We start from the raw sequence: 14,358 nt of genomic DNA, 5'->3' as shown, positions 1-14,358 counted from the left end.
ATGTTATCGATAACATTCCCCGGTAGTCAAGCGGAAAGTGACAATCTCCAACGCCGTGGAAGATGGTGTTAGTCGGCCTGCAATCCATCGAGAAGGCGCATCATCTCGGCCGAGTCCCTCGGCCCAAGACCGGCGGCGCAAAGCAGGCGGTGAATCTCCACCACCGCACCCGTCATCGGCAGCGGCGTCTTGGTCTTCAGCGCAAAGGCCTGAAGCGAGTCCAGATCCTTCAGCATATTGTCGATCCTGCCTGTCGGTGAGAAATCCCGGGCGGCGAATTTTGCCATGAATTCCTGCAATATCCGGCTATCCGCCCTGCCGCCGGCAAGAGCGGCCGGAATGGCTGAGGGATCGACGCCGCCGGCCTCAGCGAGCTTGACGGCTTCCGCGACCGCCTGGAACAGCACGGCGCAGAACAGCTGATTGATCAGCTTGGTGGTCTGCCCAGCGCCGGAGGCGCCCATCAGCGTATAATTGGCGGCAAGATGCCGCATCACTACACGCGCCCGCTCGAAATCCTCGGCGCTGCCGCCGGCCATGATCGTCAGCTTTCCGCCGAGCGCGCCAGGCACGCCGCCCGACAGCGGGCAATCCACCCATGCCATTCCCGTTTCCGCACGCAGCCGCTTCGCCATGTCGGCGGTCTCGGCAGGGTCGATAGAGGACATGTCGATCAGCAGCTTGTCGGCACTCGCCGCCGCCGCAACCCCGTTCTCGCCGAAGACGACGGCGCGCACGATGCTGGCGTGATTGAGGCTGAGAATGCAGAATTCCGACGCCGAGACGGCACTCGCCACGGAGCTCGCCGCGTGCGCGCCTTTGCCCGTCAATGCCGCGACCTTTTCGGCATCGAGATCGAAGACGGAGACTTTGTGGCCGGTTTCGATCAGTCGCGTGACGATCGCCGTTCCCATGATGCCGGCGCCGATGACGGCGACGTCTGCTCGATAATCATCCTGCATGAAACCCTCCCTTGATGGCCGCGCTTTTCAGCCCCTCACAGGCCAGCGCCACCATATCATCCAAAGCCATGTCGATCGCCACCGTCACAACACAGACTTCACCGGTCGGCGGCTCCAGCGTCTGCAGCTGGCTGTCGAGCAGCGACGCCGGCATGAAGTGGCCCTGACGGGCCTGCATCCGCGACAGCAGCAGATCGCGCGATCCTTCGAGGAATACGAAGGCCAGCCGTCCGCCAGCCGCCTGCCGCAGCCTGTCCCGATAGCTTCTTTTCAGCGCCGAACACGAAATCACCAATCCCTGCGATGCGTCTTGCGCGGTCTTTATTTCCGCGCCGATCCGGTCGAGCCAGGGCAGGCGGTCGTCGTCGGTGAGCGGTATGCCCTTCGCCATCTTCTCGACATTTGCGGCGGGGTGGAGTTGGTCGCCTTCCACAAACCGCATGCCATTTCGCGCGGCGACGCCCGCTCCAACCGAGGATTTGCCGCAGCCGCTGACGCCCATGACCACGACGGCCAGAGGTAGCACTTCTTTCCCGAGCTCCATCGTCGCGTCCCTGTCAGAGGCAGGTGGTGATGCCGCCATCGACATAAAGCGTGTGGCCGTTGATGAAAGACGAGCCGCGGCCCGAGAGGAAAACGGCGGCCCCCACCAGTTCCTCGACATTGCCCCAGCGTCCGGCCGGCGTCCGCTTCTCGAGCCAGGACGAGAATTCGGGATTGTCGACGAGCGCCTGGTTGAGCGGCGTCTTGAAATAACCGGGCGCGATCGCATTGATCTGCAGGCCATGTTTGGCCCAGTCGGCGCACATGCCGCGCGTCAGGTTGCGCACCGCGCCCTTAGTCGCGGTATAGGGGGCGATGCCCGGGCGGGCGAGTTCGCTCTGCACCGAGGCGATGTTGATGATCTTGCCCTGGCCGCGGGCGATCATGGCTTTGGCGGCCGCCTGGCCGACGTAAAATACGCTCGAAATATTGGTGGTCAGCAGCAGTTCCCATTTGTCCGCCGGGAAATCTTCCAGCGGCGTGCGAAACTGCATGCCGGCATTGTTGATCAGGATGTCGAGCGGGCCGATATCGGCCTCGATCGCATCGATGCCCGCTTTGGCGGCGTCCTTGCTGGTTACGTCGAAGATGGCCGCATGGGCAGACAGTCCCTGCGCCTTGAGGCTCTCGACCGCGCGTTTGACGCTTTCGGGCGTCCGGCCGTTGATGACCACCGCGGCGCCGTGCTGCGCCAGGCCCTCGGCCAGCGCATAACCGATCCCCTGGCTCGAGCCGGTAATCAGGGCAAGCTGCCCGGTCAGATCAAACAGGTTCTTCATGCAAATAACTCCTCCGGTGTCGCTGCGAATGACGGCTTATACCGCCACTTCAGGTGAAACTCACTTGACATCGCTTTTCCGGATTATATGTTATCGATAACATAATCAACTATCAAAATGCGGGACGGAGACGGAATGCCTGAGCTAGAGATCTTGATGACTGGAGCCTATCCGGAATGGGATATGGTCGATCTGGAGGCGAAGTATCGCGTTCACCGCCTGTGGGAAGCGGCCGACAAGCAGGAACTGATTGCGAACGTCGGCAAGGATATTCGCGCCATTGCGACGCGCGGCGAACTCGGCGCCTCCGCCGAGCTGATGAAGCAATTGCCGAAGCTGGAGATCGTCTCCTGTTATGGCGTCGGCACCGATGCCATCGACCTCACCTATGCCCGCGCCAACGGCATTCGCGTGACGAATACGCCTGACGTACTGACCGAAGACGTCGCCGATATCGCCACCGGACTGCTGCTTGCCACGGCGCGGCAGATTCCGCAGGCCGACGTTTTCGTCCGCGCCGGCCAGTGGGGCAATGTCGCCATGCCGTTGGTAACGCGGGTTTCGGGCAAGAAGGTCGGGATCGTCGGCATGGGGCGGATCGGCAAGGCGATCGCCAAGCGGGCTGCCGCTTTCGGCTGCGACATCTCTTATTTCGCCCGCAATAGGGACCAGGACGTCGCCTATGGTTATGAAGCCAATCTGGTCGCGCTTGCCAATTGGGCCGACTTCCTGATCGTCATCGTTCCCGGAGGGGCCGCGACCATGAAGATCATCAACGCCGAGGTGCTGGAAGCGCTCGGTCCGGAAGGCATGCTGATCAACGTTTCGCGCGGAACGACCGTCGATGAGGAGGCACTGATCGCAGCGCTTCAGAACCGCACCATCCAAGCCGCCGGCCTTGACGTTTTCCTCAACGAGCCGAAGATCGATGCGCGCTTCCTGACGCTGCCAAACGTCGTGCTGCAGCCCCATCACGGCTCCGGCACCATCGAAACCCGCAAGGCCATGGGCAAACTGGTCAGAGACAATCTCGCCGCGCATTTTGCCGGTCGCGCGCTTCCGACTCCGGTCGTATGAGGATCCCGGTATGAAAGCCATCGTCATTCACGCCGCCAAGGATCTCAGGATCGAAGAGCGCGAGCCGGAGGTTGCCGGAGCTGGGCAGGTGGAGATCGCCATTGAAGCCGGCGGCATCTGCGGCTCCGACCTGCATTATTACAATCATGGCGGCTTCGGCACCGTTCGCCTGCGCGAACCGATGATCCTCGGCCACGAGATCGCCGGCACCGTCAAGGCGCTGGGTGCCGGCGTGAGCGACCTTGCCGTTGGAGACCGCGTTGCGGTTTCCCCGAGCCGGCCGTGCAGCCATTGCCAATATTGCCTGAAGGGACAGCAGAACCACTGCCTGAACATGCGGTTCTACGGCAGCGCCATGCCCATGCCGCACATTCAAGGCGGCTTCCGCCAGCGGCTGGTGGCGGAGCGCTGGCAATGCCACAAGGTCGCCGACGGCATTTCCATTCATGAGGCTGCCTTCGCCGAGCCCTTCGCCGTGACGCTGCATGCGGCAAGCCGCGCCGGATCGCTGCTCGGCAAGCGGGTGCTGGTCACCGGATGCGGCCCCATCGGCATGCTGGCGATCGTTGCCGCCCGCGTTCTCGGCGCCCGCGAAATTGTCGCGACCGACGTCACCGACAGCGTTCTGGCGATTGCCCGCACCAGCGGCGCAGATCGAACGATCAATGTTGCCACTGATGCCGCCGAACTTGCCGCCTACGGCGCCGACAAGGGATATTTCGATGTCATGTTCGAGGCGTCGGGCAATGAGCGGGCGGTGCGCGCCGGCCTGGAGGTGCTGAAGCCCCGTGCCGTTCTCGTGCAGCTCGGCCTTGGCGGCGATGTCTCCATTCCGCAGAACATGATCGTTGCCAAGGAAATTGAGATGCGCGGCACATTCCGCTTTCACGAGGAGTTCGGGCTCGCCGTCGAACTGATCAATGCGCGCCGCGTCGATCTGAAGCCGCTGCTGACAGGGGTTTTTGCCATCGAAGAGGCTGTCGCCGCCTTCGAACTGGCCAGCGACCGCAGCAAGTCGATGAAGGTGCAGATCGCCTTCTGACGCTTATGCCTAACCTATGAGGCGCCGCTGCGATCGGTACTTTCGCGCAGAACGACCCTGTAGCCTGTCAATGTAATCTCGTCGCCGGTCGCCTCGCCGCTGCCCTGTAGGGCATCGAGCAGGCGGGCGGCGGCCTGACGGCCGATGCCGTAACAGTCGACATTGATGGTGGTAATGCTGGGATGACAGATCGACGAGATCTCGTAATCGCCGAAGCCGGCCACGGCGATATCACCCGGCACGCTCATTCCCCTGCGCTTGCATTCCATGATCGCGCCGAAGGCGGAAAGGTCGGAAACGCAGAGAACCACTTCCGTGTCCGGCCAGCGCTCCAGCAGGCTCACGATCGCCTGGCCGCCCTGTTCCATGGTGATCGGCGGCACGCCGAAGGAAATCGCCCGACCAGGCCCCAGGCCCAGTTCCTCGACGGTCTTCAGGAAACCGCTTCGCCGCTGGCTGCCGCGCGTATCGCGCGCCGTCGTTCCGCCGATATAACCGAACTTCCGATAACCCTGGCTCGCCAGCGTCCGCACCAGCAGCGACATCGCCTCGCTGTTGGAAAAGCCGACCACATGGTTGATCGGCTCCTCCGGAAGCTCCCAGGTTTCCACCACCGGAATGCCGGCCTTATCAAGCATGCGTCGGGCGCGGTCGGTATGCGAACCGCCGGTCAGGATGACGCCTTCGGGGCGCCGTCGCAGCATCGCCTCGATCAGCTTTTCTTCTTTCTCGGCGGAATAGTCGGTATAGCCGAGAAGAAGCTGAAGGCCGGTATTCTCCAGCGCATCGGTAATGCCGCGGGCGGTGTCGGAGAAATTCGAATTGTTGATGGAGGGCACCAGCGCCGCGATGAAGCCGCTGCGCCGCGAGGAAAGACTGCCGGCCGAAAGGTCGAGCACATAGCCGAGCGCATCGACGGCTTCCATGATGCGCTTGCGCGTCTCTTCGGAAACACTCGCATCCTGCCGAAAGGCGCGCGAGACGGTCATAGCCGATACGCCGACATATTTGGCGACCTCAGCCATCGTCAGCTTCTGGGCGTCTCCTCCTTTGAGACGCTTGTCTTTTGGCTCATCCTCGTTTTTCAATGGGCCCCGCTTTCAAAACAGCTTCCGAGTTGGGCAACTCTGGACACGATAAAGTTATCGCTATCATCGCACAATCGATATTATTGCAGGAATGCGTCGTTCCACAGTCCGTGGGGTCTCTGTACGAAGACTGCAAAACAAGGCAGAATGATATCGATAACAATTTGGAAGGGAGCATCATGTTCGGAGAAATCGAGGGGACGGGCTTTGAGGTTCTCGACCCGCGCTTTGAAAACTGCTTCGTCGGCCATGCCCGCGTCGAGCGGCTTTGGACGGGCGGTCGCTGGCTGGAGGGACCGGCCTGGTTCGCCGCCGGGCGCTACCTGGTCTTCTCGGATATCCCCAACAATCGTATGATGCGCTACGATGATACCAGCGGGCAGACGTCGGTCTTCCGCTCGCCCAGCAACAATTCGAACGGCAACACCGTCGACAACCAGGGACGGCTTGTTACTTGCGAGCATCTGACGCGCCGGATCACGCGGACGGATTTCGACGGTGGGATGACCGTCCTGGCCGATCGCATTGCGGGCAAACGGCTCAATTCTCCCAATGACGTCACCGTCAAATCCGACGGCACGATCTGGTTCACCGACCCGAGCTACGGCATCCTCCACGATTACGAGGGCGACTACGGCGAAGAGGAAATCGGCGGATGCCATGTTTACCGGCATGATGCGGAAACAGGCACGACCGAGCAGATGACGTCCGATTTCGTCAAGCCTAACGGGCTGGCCTTCTCCCCGGATGAGACAGTGCTCTACATCGCCGATACCGGAGGTACGCATCTGGCGGGCGGCCCGCGTCATATTCGAAAACTCGCCGTATCGGAGAATGGAAAGCTGGCCGATCTCGGCATTTTCGCCGAATGCACCTCAGGCTTTTTCGACGGCTTTCGCGTCGACCGGAAGGGCAGGATCTGGACGAGCGCCGCCGATGGCGTGCATGCTTACGATCCGGATGGCACTCTGCTCGGCAAGATCCATATTCCCGAGATCGTCTCCAATGTCGCTTTCGGCGGCGAGAAACTGAACCGCCTCTTCGTCACCGCAACAACCTCCCTCTACGCTGTCTATCTCACGGCCAACGGCTCAAGACTGGGATAATCGCTGAGCCGCCTCTCAGGCGGCCTCGGTTTGTTGACAAACTCTCCTCCGTCATGCTCGGCCTTGTGCCGAGCATCTGACCACAATAATTTCTTGACGGTAAAACGTTTGTTTTCAGCGACTTACCTTGGTCGAGGCAGATCCTCGGCACAAGGCCGAGGATGACGTCGCGGGTTTTGCAGTGGTTGCCCGCAAGCCTGAGGCCGCCTTTTCAGGCGGCCCGCCTCTACCAGCGCATGGGCGATTCCTCTCCTTAACGCTGGCTGAGGCTGTCAGCCAGCCTGACGAGACCGAGCAAATCCGATCTGTAGCCGAAGGGATCCGTCCCCCGCGACGCCGCAGCGAGGTCGGCAATCGCCTGGTAGGAATAGGCATCGACGGCGGCGATGCGGCTCAGTTTTTGGCCGAAGGCGCCGACGGCCACCGAGAAGCGGACGTCCTGCGGCGCGGCGTCGATGGTGGCGACCGCGTTGCCGTCACCGACCGGCGTGGTGATCAGGGCGCTCTTGTCTTCGCCCGGCCGCTTGTAGCGCATCTTGACGAAGGCGAGCTCGCCCTGATGCGCGCTGCCCGATGCCTCGGCCGGCGCCTTGCTGGGTACGCCGTAACGCAGGTCATCATTCATGACCGCGGGGCTTCCCTTGGGCGTAATCTCGTAGATCGCCGTGACGCTGTGGCCGGAACCGATATCGCCGGCATCGATGCGGTCATTGTTGAAATCCTCGCGGTTGAGGGCGCGCGTCTCATAACCGATCAGCCGGTATTCGGCGATCCGTTCCGGGTTGAACTCGACCTGGAACTTGACGTCCTTGGCGATCGGAAACAGCGTCGATCCGGCTTCTTCGACCAAGGTCTTCTGCGCCTCCGCCAGCGTGTCGATATAGGCGGCGCTGCCATTGCCGTTCTGGGCGAGCGTCTGCATCAGGGAATCGTTGAGATTGCCGCGGCCGAAGCCGAGAACGGTCAGGAAGATGCCGTCCTTGCGTTTCTCCTCGATGATGCGTTTCAGATCCTCGTCACTCGCCGGGCCGACATTGAAGTCGCCGTCCGTCGCCAGCATCACCCGGTTGACGCCGTCCTTGACGAAAGCCTTTTTGGCAAGATCGTAGGCCGCCTCGATGCCCTCCGCGCCGCCGGTCGAGCCTCCAGCCTCTAGCCCGTCGATCGCCGACAGGATCTTCGATTTCTCCGCCACCCGCGTCGGCTCGAGCACCGTGCCGGCATTGCCGGCATAGGTGACGATCGACACGGTGTCGTCGGCCTTCAGCCTGTTGACCAGCAGCCGGAAGGCGCTCTTCAGCAGCGGCAGCTTGTCCGGTTCGTCCATCGAGCCCGAGACGTCGATCAGAAAGACGAGATTGGCGTGCGGCGCGGTCGCCGGCGCGATGTCATAACCCTTGATCGCCACGTGCATCAGTTCCGTGTCGTGGTTCCACGGGGTCGGCATCACCGTCACGGTCGCCTTGAAGGGCTGGTCGGCCGTCTCGGGACCCGGCCAGTCATAGGGGAAATAATTGATCATCTCCTCGACGCGAACCGATTGCGGATCCGGCATCGCCCCGCCGGTGAGCGACCGGCGGACGAAGGAATAGGAAGCGCTGTCGACATCGGCGGAGAAGGTCGAAACCGGATCGGCCGCGACACTCTTGATCGGATTAGCCGCGGCGTTGGCAAAGCGTTCGCGGCTGGGATCGAGCTGAATCTGCATACGCCCATCTGCTGGCGGAACAGGCGAGGGGGCAACGGCCATCGGTTCAGCCAACAGCTGGCCCTGAGCAACCACACCAGGAGCGGCCGGCGCAGCACGTTTGGCCATGCCAAGAGCCGCCGCGGAATCCTCCGACTTGCTCTTGAGAGCGGCGATTTCGCCTGCATCGAATTCAGCGCGCAACTCCGCGGCGGACTTTGCCGCCTGAGGCTCCTTGTCCTGCAAGATTTGAGCGCTATCAGCCGCAGACGATTGAGCCGGCCGATTCTCTTCGGCCGGCGCTTCGGAAAGCCTGGGTTGGGACGGTTTCGCCACCCCATTTTTCGAAACAGTGCCGGCGATCTTCTCCTGGTCGATAATCGGCTGATTGCGGGTCAGCTCGAGGGTGAGATAACCGGCGGCGGGAATGACGAGCAGCGTCGCAAGGGCTGAACCGGCGAGGAATTTCTTATTCACAGCAGGGCTCCATATCCAGTTGATGATGGAGCTTGGACGCCAGCCTTTGGCATTTCCTTGGGCTGCCGCTGCATTATTTTCTGCGCTGTCGAAGGCCTGCATCGCCGCCGCAAGGGCGCGCGCCCGCGCCTGCGGATCGATGGCGGGCGGGGTGAGGCGGGAGAGTTTTTCGAGTTCCTTGTCCATCATACCTCTTCCTTGCCAAACATGGCCTTCAGCCGCTTGCGCGCCTCGTGGACCTGCCAGGAGACGGTCGCCTCCGAGCAGCCCATGACATCGGCGGCGGCCGAATGGCTGAGGCCCTCGCCATAGACGAGCAGCACGGCGTCGCATTGCCGTTCCGGCAAAGCGCGCACGGCCGCCCATAATGCGCTCGATATCTCGTTGTCGTCTCCGCCCGGCGCATCCGCCTGCGGTTCGGCCGCATAGGCGCGGAACGTCTGCTGCTCTCGTGCGCGTTTGCGTCTGTGATCGCGAGCGGCGTTCAGCGTCAGCGTATAAAGCCATGTCCGGAAGCGGCTGGCGCCGCGAAAGTCGCGGATGGCGGCGCCGATTTTGACGCAGACCTCCTGGGCGATATCGTCCGCATCGGTGGAATTGCCCGACCATCGCCACGCCGTCGCGCGGACGAAATCATAATGGCGCGAGACCAGCTGCCCGAAGGCCTCCCGGTCGCCGCGCTGTGCTCGTTCTATGAGCTCCGCATCCAATGCGCACCTACCCCCAAGCTATCAAGCAAGATGCTATTTCAGGATTGAGACGTTTCTCCGAGGACTTTCCTTGGGTCGTCGCCGAAATTTTATCGGATCTTTTTGGAAAAAGCGGCAAAGCCCTGGAAATGCGAGATCAAAATAAGAAAGCATCGCGACATCCATGGGTCGCGGCCAGACAGATTGCCTCCGCCGCAAAGGGGCATGATGGACGCAGAGTCGGCCAAGGGCATGATCCGCATGTCCAAAATCGAAAGGACCCTCAATGTCCGCTCCATCGCCTGTCCCCACCGAAAAGGGCATTCTGCAGTTTCTCCAGATTTGCGATAGCTTCTATCCCGCAGACGCCGTCGAAGCGCCGGTCGAGCAGCAGCGGCTTTGGTACGATGCTCTTTGTGCGCGCTTCGACCGCCCGCTGCCCCCGGATATGATCTTTGCGGACGGCATGGTTCAGCGCATACCGATCCGGCGCTACCGTCCGCGGAAAATCATCACCCGGACTATTCTGCTTTATATCCATGGCGGCGGCTTCGTTGTCGGTTCGCTTGAGAGCCATCACGCCATCTGCGCCGAGATCGCTGATTTTGCCGGCGCCGAACTCGTTTCCGTCGATTACCGGCTGGCCCCTGAATATCGCTGGCCAGCGCAGACGGATGACGGCTTCGCCGTGCTCAAACATCTGCTTGCCGCCAGCAACAAAGTCGTGCTGATCGGCGACAGCGCCGGCGGCAATCTTGCGGCAGGCCTTGCCTTGCGGGCGCGCAATGAGGAGCTATCGGGCGTTGTCGGCCAGGTGCTGATCTACCCCAGCCTCGGCGGCGACCTCGACGCAGGTTCCTATGTGGAAATGGCCGCCGCACCCGGCCTGACGACGGCCGATGTCGCCTATTATCGCGAGATCCTGCGGGCACCTGAAGGAAACGAGATCGCCGAGCCGCTGCAGGCAGCTTCGCTCGTCGGACTGCCGCCGGCCTTCATCACCGTCGCGCATTTCGATCCGCTTCGCGATGACGGCCGGCACTATGCCGCCCGGCTGGCTGCGGAGGGCATCGAGGTTTCGTTTCGCGAGGAACCGCAGATGGTGCATGCCTGGCTGCGCGCCCGCCATATGAGCGATGGGGCGCGCGACGGCTTCCGTGCTGTCTGCGAGGCCGTCAGGCATTTCGCCATGCTTTGACGATCACATCAGGTCGCGCGCAATCTTCTTTTCGGCGAAGATCTTTTCGAAGATCTGCACGTCGTCCTCGAACGCCGTGACGACGGCGCTGACGATCCAATCGGTTGCGGTACAGGCAATCCGCGCCGTTGCCACCGTCCGCACGAACCAGCCGGGACGGTGCATGTCGCAGGTCCAGGTCGACACACCGGTCATCGACAGCGGATCATCCGGCGAAATCGACCAGACTTCCTCGCGCAATTGCCGGGTCGACAGGCCCGTGTTGGGATGTTCGTAAAGCCCGGTCTCCTCATGGATGCGATAGTCCGTCCGATTGGCCGAGAGATCCCGGACGATCTGCCGTTTCGTCGCGGCAGCCGCATGCTCGATATATTTCGGCAGGGGATCGGGGTTGGCCGGTTCGGCGATTTCAATCCTGCGATGATCGCCGAGCATCGGCAGCCCCAGACCGAGCGAGGCGATATCGATGTCGATCCCTTCGTTCTCAGGCGGCGGCAGGATCATCGGCCAATAGGCGGTGGACAGCGAAAGGCGGATGCGATGCCCCTTGCGGAAACGATAGCCGCAGGCATCGAGCACTAATCGGATCGACACCATCTCGCCCGGGATCAGCGGCTTCGGATCGGCATTGCCGTCGCGATGGGTGAGATTGACGACGCCGAAGGCGACCCGCGTCGCCGTGCCATCAGGATGAACATCGACGAGCCGGGCGCAGAGGTTCGCATGCGCCGCCCGGGGCCGCAGCCGCAGTGTCAGCACCGGCCGACCGAGATAGTCGCAATCATCGGCAAGCGGCATGGTATCGAAGACCAGCGAGCCGGCATCGTCGCAGCGTTGATCGATCGCCATTTCGGCGTCGGGCTTCAGCGTGAAATATTCACCCGATGCCGTGCCGGTATCGAGTGAAGAACGCACATAGACCGGATGCTCGGGCGCATGTGGGATCGGCATGCCTTCGGTCAGCCTGCCGAATTGCTCGACGTAGAAACATTGCATATGCGGCGGCGTCCAGACGTCCCGCGCGATCCAGAATCCGGGATCGCTGTCGCGCCGCGGCGCCGGGCGGACGGCATCGAGAATATAGGCGCGGGCCTGCGGCAGTCTGTCGATGCCATTGTCCTCGCCACGCAGCCATTTGTTCCACCAGGCGATCGCTTCGCCATGGAAATCGGCGCGCGGTTTCGGCCAGGCGAAGTGCGGATATTTGTGCACCCAGGGACCGATCAGTGCCTTCGCTTTCTCGCCCAGACCCTCGACCGCCATCAACGGCGTATTGCGGTAGCCATCGGCCCAGCCGGCAATCACGAGCGTCGGGATCTCGACGCTCGAAAAATCCTCCGAGATCGAGCCGTGACGCCAGAAATCATCGCGCCGCTGATGGGCCAGCCACTCCTCCATGAAAAAGGGTTCGCCCGCCAGGCGTTCCAGCCACATCTCCTTCCAGCGCTCGACGACAAGTGCCGGATCGGGCGGGCGTGACTGATAGCCAAGCATCGTCGCCGCCCATGAGAGCTGGGCGGAAAGATGGCAGCCGTTCTTGTAGTGGATATCGTCATTATAGCGGTCGACGGTCGAGGCGATCGAGATGACGGCTTTGAGCGCCGGCGGCCGCAATGCGGCGACCTGCAGGCTGTTGAAGCCGCCCCAGGAGATGCCCATCATGCCGACCGAGCCGTTCGACCAGGGCTGCGCCGCGATCCAGGCGATCAACTCGCAGGCATCGGCAAGTTCACGCTCGGTATATTCGCCGTCGATGACGCCGTCGGATTCGCCCGATCCGCGGATATCGACCCGCACGCCGGCAATGCCGGCGGCCGCAAAGACCGGATAGGTCGACTCATCCCTGGGGCTGGTGCCGTCGCGCTTGCGGTAGGGCAGGAATTCGAAGACGGCAGGAACGGGATTCTGCTCAGCGCCGTCGGGCATCCAGATGCGTGCCGCCAGCCGCGTCCGATCCTTCAAGGTGATCCACTGATTTTCGATGGTTGTGAAGCTGCGGTCTGACATTGTCATATATCCAGAAGAGCTTTAGGCATTAAGCCACACGCGGCTGCCGATGTAGCCGTTGGACATATCGTTGCCGATATCGTCGACATATCCCTTCAGCATTTTCGAAGAGGCCATGATGTAGTCGTTGAAGACGGGCAGGATCAGACCGCCATCGTCTCGCACCATCAGGGCCAATTGCCGATAAAGCACCTTGCGCTTGGCCTCATCAAGTTCTGACCTTGCTTGCAGAACCAATTTGTCGAAGTCAGGGCGCTTGAAACGCGTGTCGTTCCATTCTGCGGTCGACAGGTAAGAGGTGGAATAGCGCGAATCCTGGGTCGGACGACCGCCCCAGAACGAGGCGCAGAAGGGCTGCTTGTTCCAGACATTGGTCCAGTAGCCGTCTTCCGGTTCGCGCTTGACGTCGATCGTGATGCCGGCCTTGCGCGCGCTTTGCTGGAACAGGATCGCCGCATCCACAGCGCCCGGAAAGGCTGCGTCTGACGTGAGCAGCTGAATGGAGCGGTCGAGACCCGCTTTCTTGAAGTGGAAGGCGGCCTTGTCTGGATCATAAGGGCGCTGCTCGATATCGGTCGGGGCGAGAGCGTAGTTGGAATTGACCGGATAGTCGTTGCCGATGGCTCCGTAGCCGCCCAGAACCTTGTCGAGGATCGCCTGACGATCGATGGCATATTTCAGCGCAAGCCGAAGATCGGTGTTGTCGAAGGGAGCCGTGTCGCAATGCATTAGGAAACAATAGAAGCCCTTGCCTGCATTCCGGAGGATTTCGACGGTCGGTGCTCGCTGCAGCATCGGGACTGTCTTGGGGTCGACATTGTTGACGAAATGAACTTGGCCGGAGGCAAGTGCGGCAACGCGGGCGGTGTTGTCGTTGATGACGAGGATTTCGACACTGTCGACAAAGCCGCGGTCGGAGCGCCAATCCTTCGGGTTTTTCTCGAAGGTTGCGTGAACGCCCGGTTCGAAGCTTTTCAGAATGTAAGGACCTGTACCGATGGCCGCCGCAGGCTTGTCGAGGCCGCCCTTCGGTTGGATGATCAGGTGATAGTCGGTCAAAAGCAAAGGCAGGTCCGCATTGCCTTGCGAAAGTGTGAGGACAAGGTCGCCCGCTTTTTCTTCGATGCCGGTGATCGAGGCCATGAGCCCCAGAGCGCCCGACTGCGAATTCTTGTCCGCGTGTCGCTTCAGTGTCGCGACGATGTCCGCGACGGTCATCTTGCTGCCGTCGTGAAACTGCACGTCGTTCCTGATTTTGAAAGTCCAGACGGATGCGTCCGCCGATGGCGTCCAGGAAGTCGCCAGCGACGGCAAGGGCGTACCGGTCTTAGGGTCGGATTCGACAAGGGTGTCGCCCCAGAGACGGCCAATCACGAATAACACCGAGGCGCTATAGGTCGCGGGGTCGAGCGCATCACTGGTGGCGCCGCCCTTGAGACCGAGTTTCAGATGACCACCGCGCTTCGCTTCCTGCGCGCGGGCATCGCGCGGCATCAAGAGGCCGGAGGTGAGGACTGGCAAAGCACCCAGCGCGACGGCACCGCCAACGAAGTGACGGCGGCCGATACTCAGAGGCGAAGATTGATCCTTTTCACGTGTCATTTCAGTTCCCTTTTTCAACGTTATTAGAAGGGAACGTAGAGATCAGGCTGCTTCACGCAATTTCGCGACTTGACGCATCTTTGAGCGAGTTTACGCTGCTA

General features: G+C 61.7%; 12 protein-coding genes. 4 read left to right on the top strand and 8 right to left on the bottom strand.

All coding sequences use genetic code 11. The features are described from left to right. Positions 1-68: 68 nt before the first annotated feature. The 3 genes from Tal182_RS23835 to Tal182_RS23825 are packed head-to-tail and all read right to left on the bottom strand — an operon-like array spanning position 69 to position 2,284. Positions 69-962: an NAD(P)-dependent oxidoreductase gene (locus tag Tal182_RS23835; protein ID WP_085861260.1), complete on the bottom strand. Its 894-nt coding sequence runs from the start codon at positions 960-962 to the stop codon at positions 69-71. Continuing rightward, positions 952-1,506, bottom strand: a complete 555-nt coding sequence (locus Tal182_RS23830) for a gluconokinase (RefSeq protein WP_085861259.1) — start codon at positions 1,504-1,506, stop codon at positions 952-954. Before Tal182_RS23830 ends, Tal182_RS23835 begins: the two co-directional genes overlap by 11 nt. A gap of 13 nt (positions 1,507-1,519) precedes the next feature. After that, the gene (locus Tal182_RS23825; protein WP_064807008.1) at positions 1,520-2,284 is read right to left on the bottom strand and encodes an SDR family oxidoreductase; all 765 of its coding nucleotides are present in this window, start codon (positions 2,282-2,284) and stop codon (positions 1,520-1,522) included. A gap of 135 nt (positions 2,285-2,419) precedes the next feature. On the opposite strand from Tal182_RS23825, the gene Tal182_RS23820 reads away from it, so the two are divergent. Then, complete coding sequence (locus tag Tal182_RS23820) at positions 2,420-3,361, top strand: 2-hydroxyacid dehydrogenase (protein ID WP_085861258.1); 942 nt, start codon at positions 2,420-2,422, stop codon at positions 3,359-3,361. A 10-nt stretch (positions 3,362-3,371) separates the two neighbouring features. After that, a complete protein-coding gene (locus Tal182_RS23815; RefSeq protein WP_085861257.1) occupies positions 3,372-4,403 on the top strand; it encodes an L-idonate 5-dehydrogenase in 1,032 nt (343 codons plus the stop codon). 14 nt (positions 4,404-4,417) lie between these two features. Here Tal182_RS23815 and Tal182_RS23810 read toward each other — a convergent pair whose 3' ends face one another. Further along, a complete protein-coding gene (locus tag Tal182_RS23810; protein ID WP_064807004.1) occupies positions 4,418-5,491 on the bottom strand; it encodes a LacI family DNA-binding transcriptional regulator in 1,074 nt (357 codons plus the stop codon). Between the two features lie 179 nt (positions 5,492-5,670). On the opposite strand from Tal182_RS23810, the gene Tal182_RS23805 reads away from it, so the two are divergent. Continuing rightward, positions 5,671-6,597, top strand: a complete 927-nt coding sequence (locus tag Tal182_RS23805) for an SMP-30/gluconolactonase/LRE family protein (protein WP_085861256.1) — start codon at positions 5,671-5,673, stop codon at positions 6,595-6,597. 253 nt (positions 6,598-6,850) lie between these two features. Here Tal182_RS23805 and Tal182_RS23800 read toward each other — a convergent pair whose 3' ends face one another. Beyond that, positions 6,851-8,950, bottom strand: coding sequence for a VWA domain-containing protein (locus Tal182_RS23800; RefSeq protein WP_085861255.1), 2,100 nt, complete (start codon positions 8,948-8,950; stop codon positions 6,851-6,853). Continuing rightward, on the bottom strand, positions 8,947-9,471 hold the full coding sequence (locus tag Tal182_RS23795) for an RNA polymerase sigma factor (protein WP_085861254.1): 525 nt from the start codon (positions 9,469-9,471) through the stop codon (positions 8,947-8,949). The genes Tal182_RS23800 and Tal182_RS23795 overlap by 4 nt, the downstream gene beginning before the upstream one ends. 265 nt (positions 9,472-9,736) lie before the next feature. On the opposite strand from Tal182_RS23795, the gene Tal182_RS23790 reads away from it, so the two are divergent. Further along, on the top strand, positions 9,737-10,648 hold the full coding sequence (locus Tal182_RS23790; RefSeq protein ID WP_085861253.1) for an alpha/beta hydrolase: 912 nt from the start codon (positions 9,737-9,739) through the stop codon (positions 10,646-10,648). A gap of 3 nt (positions 10,649-10,651) precedes the next feature. Here Tal182_RS23790 and Tal182_RS23785 read toward each other — a convergent pair whose 3' ends face one another. Both Tal182_RS23785 and Tal182_RS23780 read right to left on the bottom strand, forming a co-directional pair. Next, positions 10,652-12,655 carry a CocE/NonD family hydrolase gene (locus tag Tal182_RS23785; RefSeq protein WP_085861252.1) on the bottom strand — a complete coding sequence of 668 codons (2,004 nt, stop codon included), beginning with the start codon at positions 12,653-12,655 and terminating at the stop codon, positions 10,652-10,654. 21 nt (positions 12,656-12,676) lie between these two features. Next, positions 12,677-14,257: an ABC transporter substrate-binding protein gene (locus Tal182_RS23780; protein ID WP_004674682.1), complete on the bottom strand. Its 1,581-nt coding sequence runs from the start codon at positions 14,255-14,257 to the stop codon at positions 12,677-12,679. Between the last annotated feature and the right edge of the window lie 101 nt (positions 14,258-14,358).

Origin of the sequence: Rhizobium sp. TAL182 (assembly GCF_002117725.1) — a bacterium.
GTDB lineage: Bacteria > Pseudomonadota > Alphaproteobacteria > Rhizobiales > Rhizobiaceae > Rhizobium > Rhizobium esperanzae.
Note: the sequence above shows the minus strand (reverse complement) of the source record. Positions and strands in the feature narration are given on the sequence as shown.

Coding starts and splice junctions, on each gene's coding strand:
- Tal182_RS23825 (WP_064807008.1), bottom strand. CDS start 2,284: ATGAAGAACCTGTTTGATCTGACCGGGCAGCTTGCCCTGATTACCGGC.
- Tal182_RS23785 (WP_085861252.1), bottom strand. CDS start 12,655: ATGTCAGACCGCAGCTTCACAACCATCGAAAATCAGTGGATCACCTTG.
- Tal182_RS23820 (WP_085861258.1), top strand. CDS start 2,420: ATGCCTGAGCTAGAGATCTTGATGACTGGAGCCTATCCGGAATGGGAT.
- Tal182_RS23835 (WP_085861260.1), bottom strand. CDS start 962: ATGCAGGATGATTATCGAGCAGACGTCGCCGTCATCGGCGCCGGCATC.
- Tal182_RS23790 (WP_085861253.1), top strand. CDS start 9,737: ATGTCCGCTCCATCGCCTGTCCCCACCGAAAAGGGCATTCTGCAGTTT.
- Tal182_RS23780 (WP_004674682.1), bottom strand. CDS start 14,257: ATGACACGTGAAAAGGATCAATCTTCGCCTCTGAGTATCGGCCGCCGT.
- Tal182_RS23815 (WP_085861257.1), top strand. CDS start 3,372: ATGAAAGCCATCGTCATTCACGCCGCCAAGGATCTCAGGATCGAAGAG.
- Tal182_RS23805 (WP_085861256.1), top strand. CDS start 5,671: ATGTTCGGAGAAATCGAGGGGACGGGCTTTGAGGTTCTCGACCCGCGC.
- Tal182_RS23800 (WP_085861255.1), bottom strand. CDS start 8,950: ATGATGGACAAGGAACTCGAAAAACTCTCCCGCCTCACCCCGCCCGCC.
- Tal182_RS23830 (WP_085861259.1), bottom strand. CDS start 1,506: ATGGAGCTCGGGAAAGAAGTGCTACCTCTGGCCGTCGTGGTCATGGGC.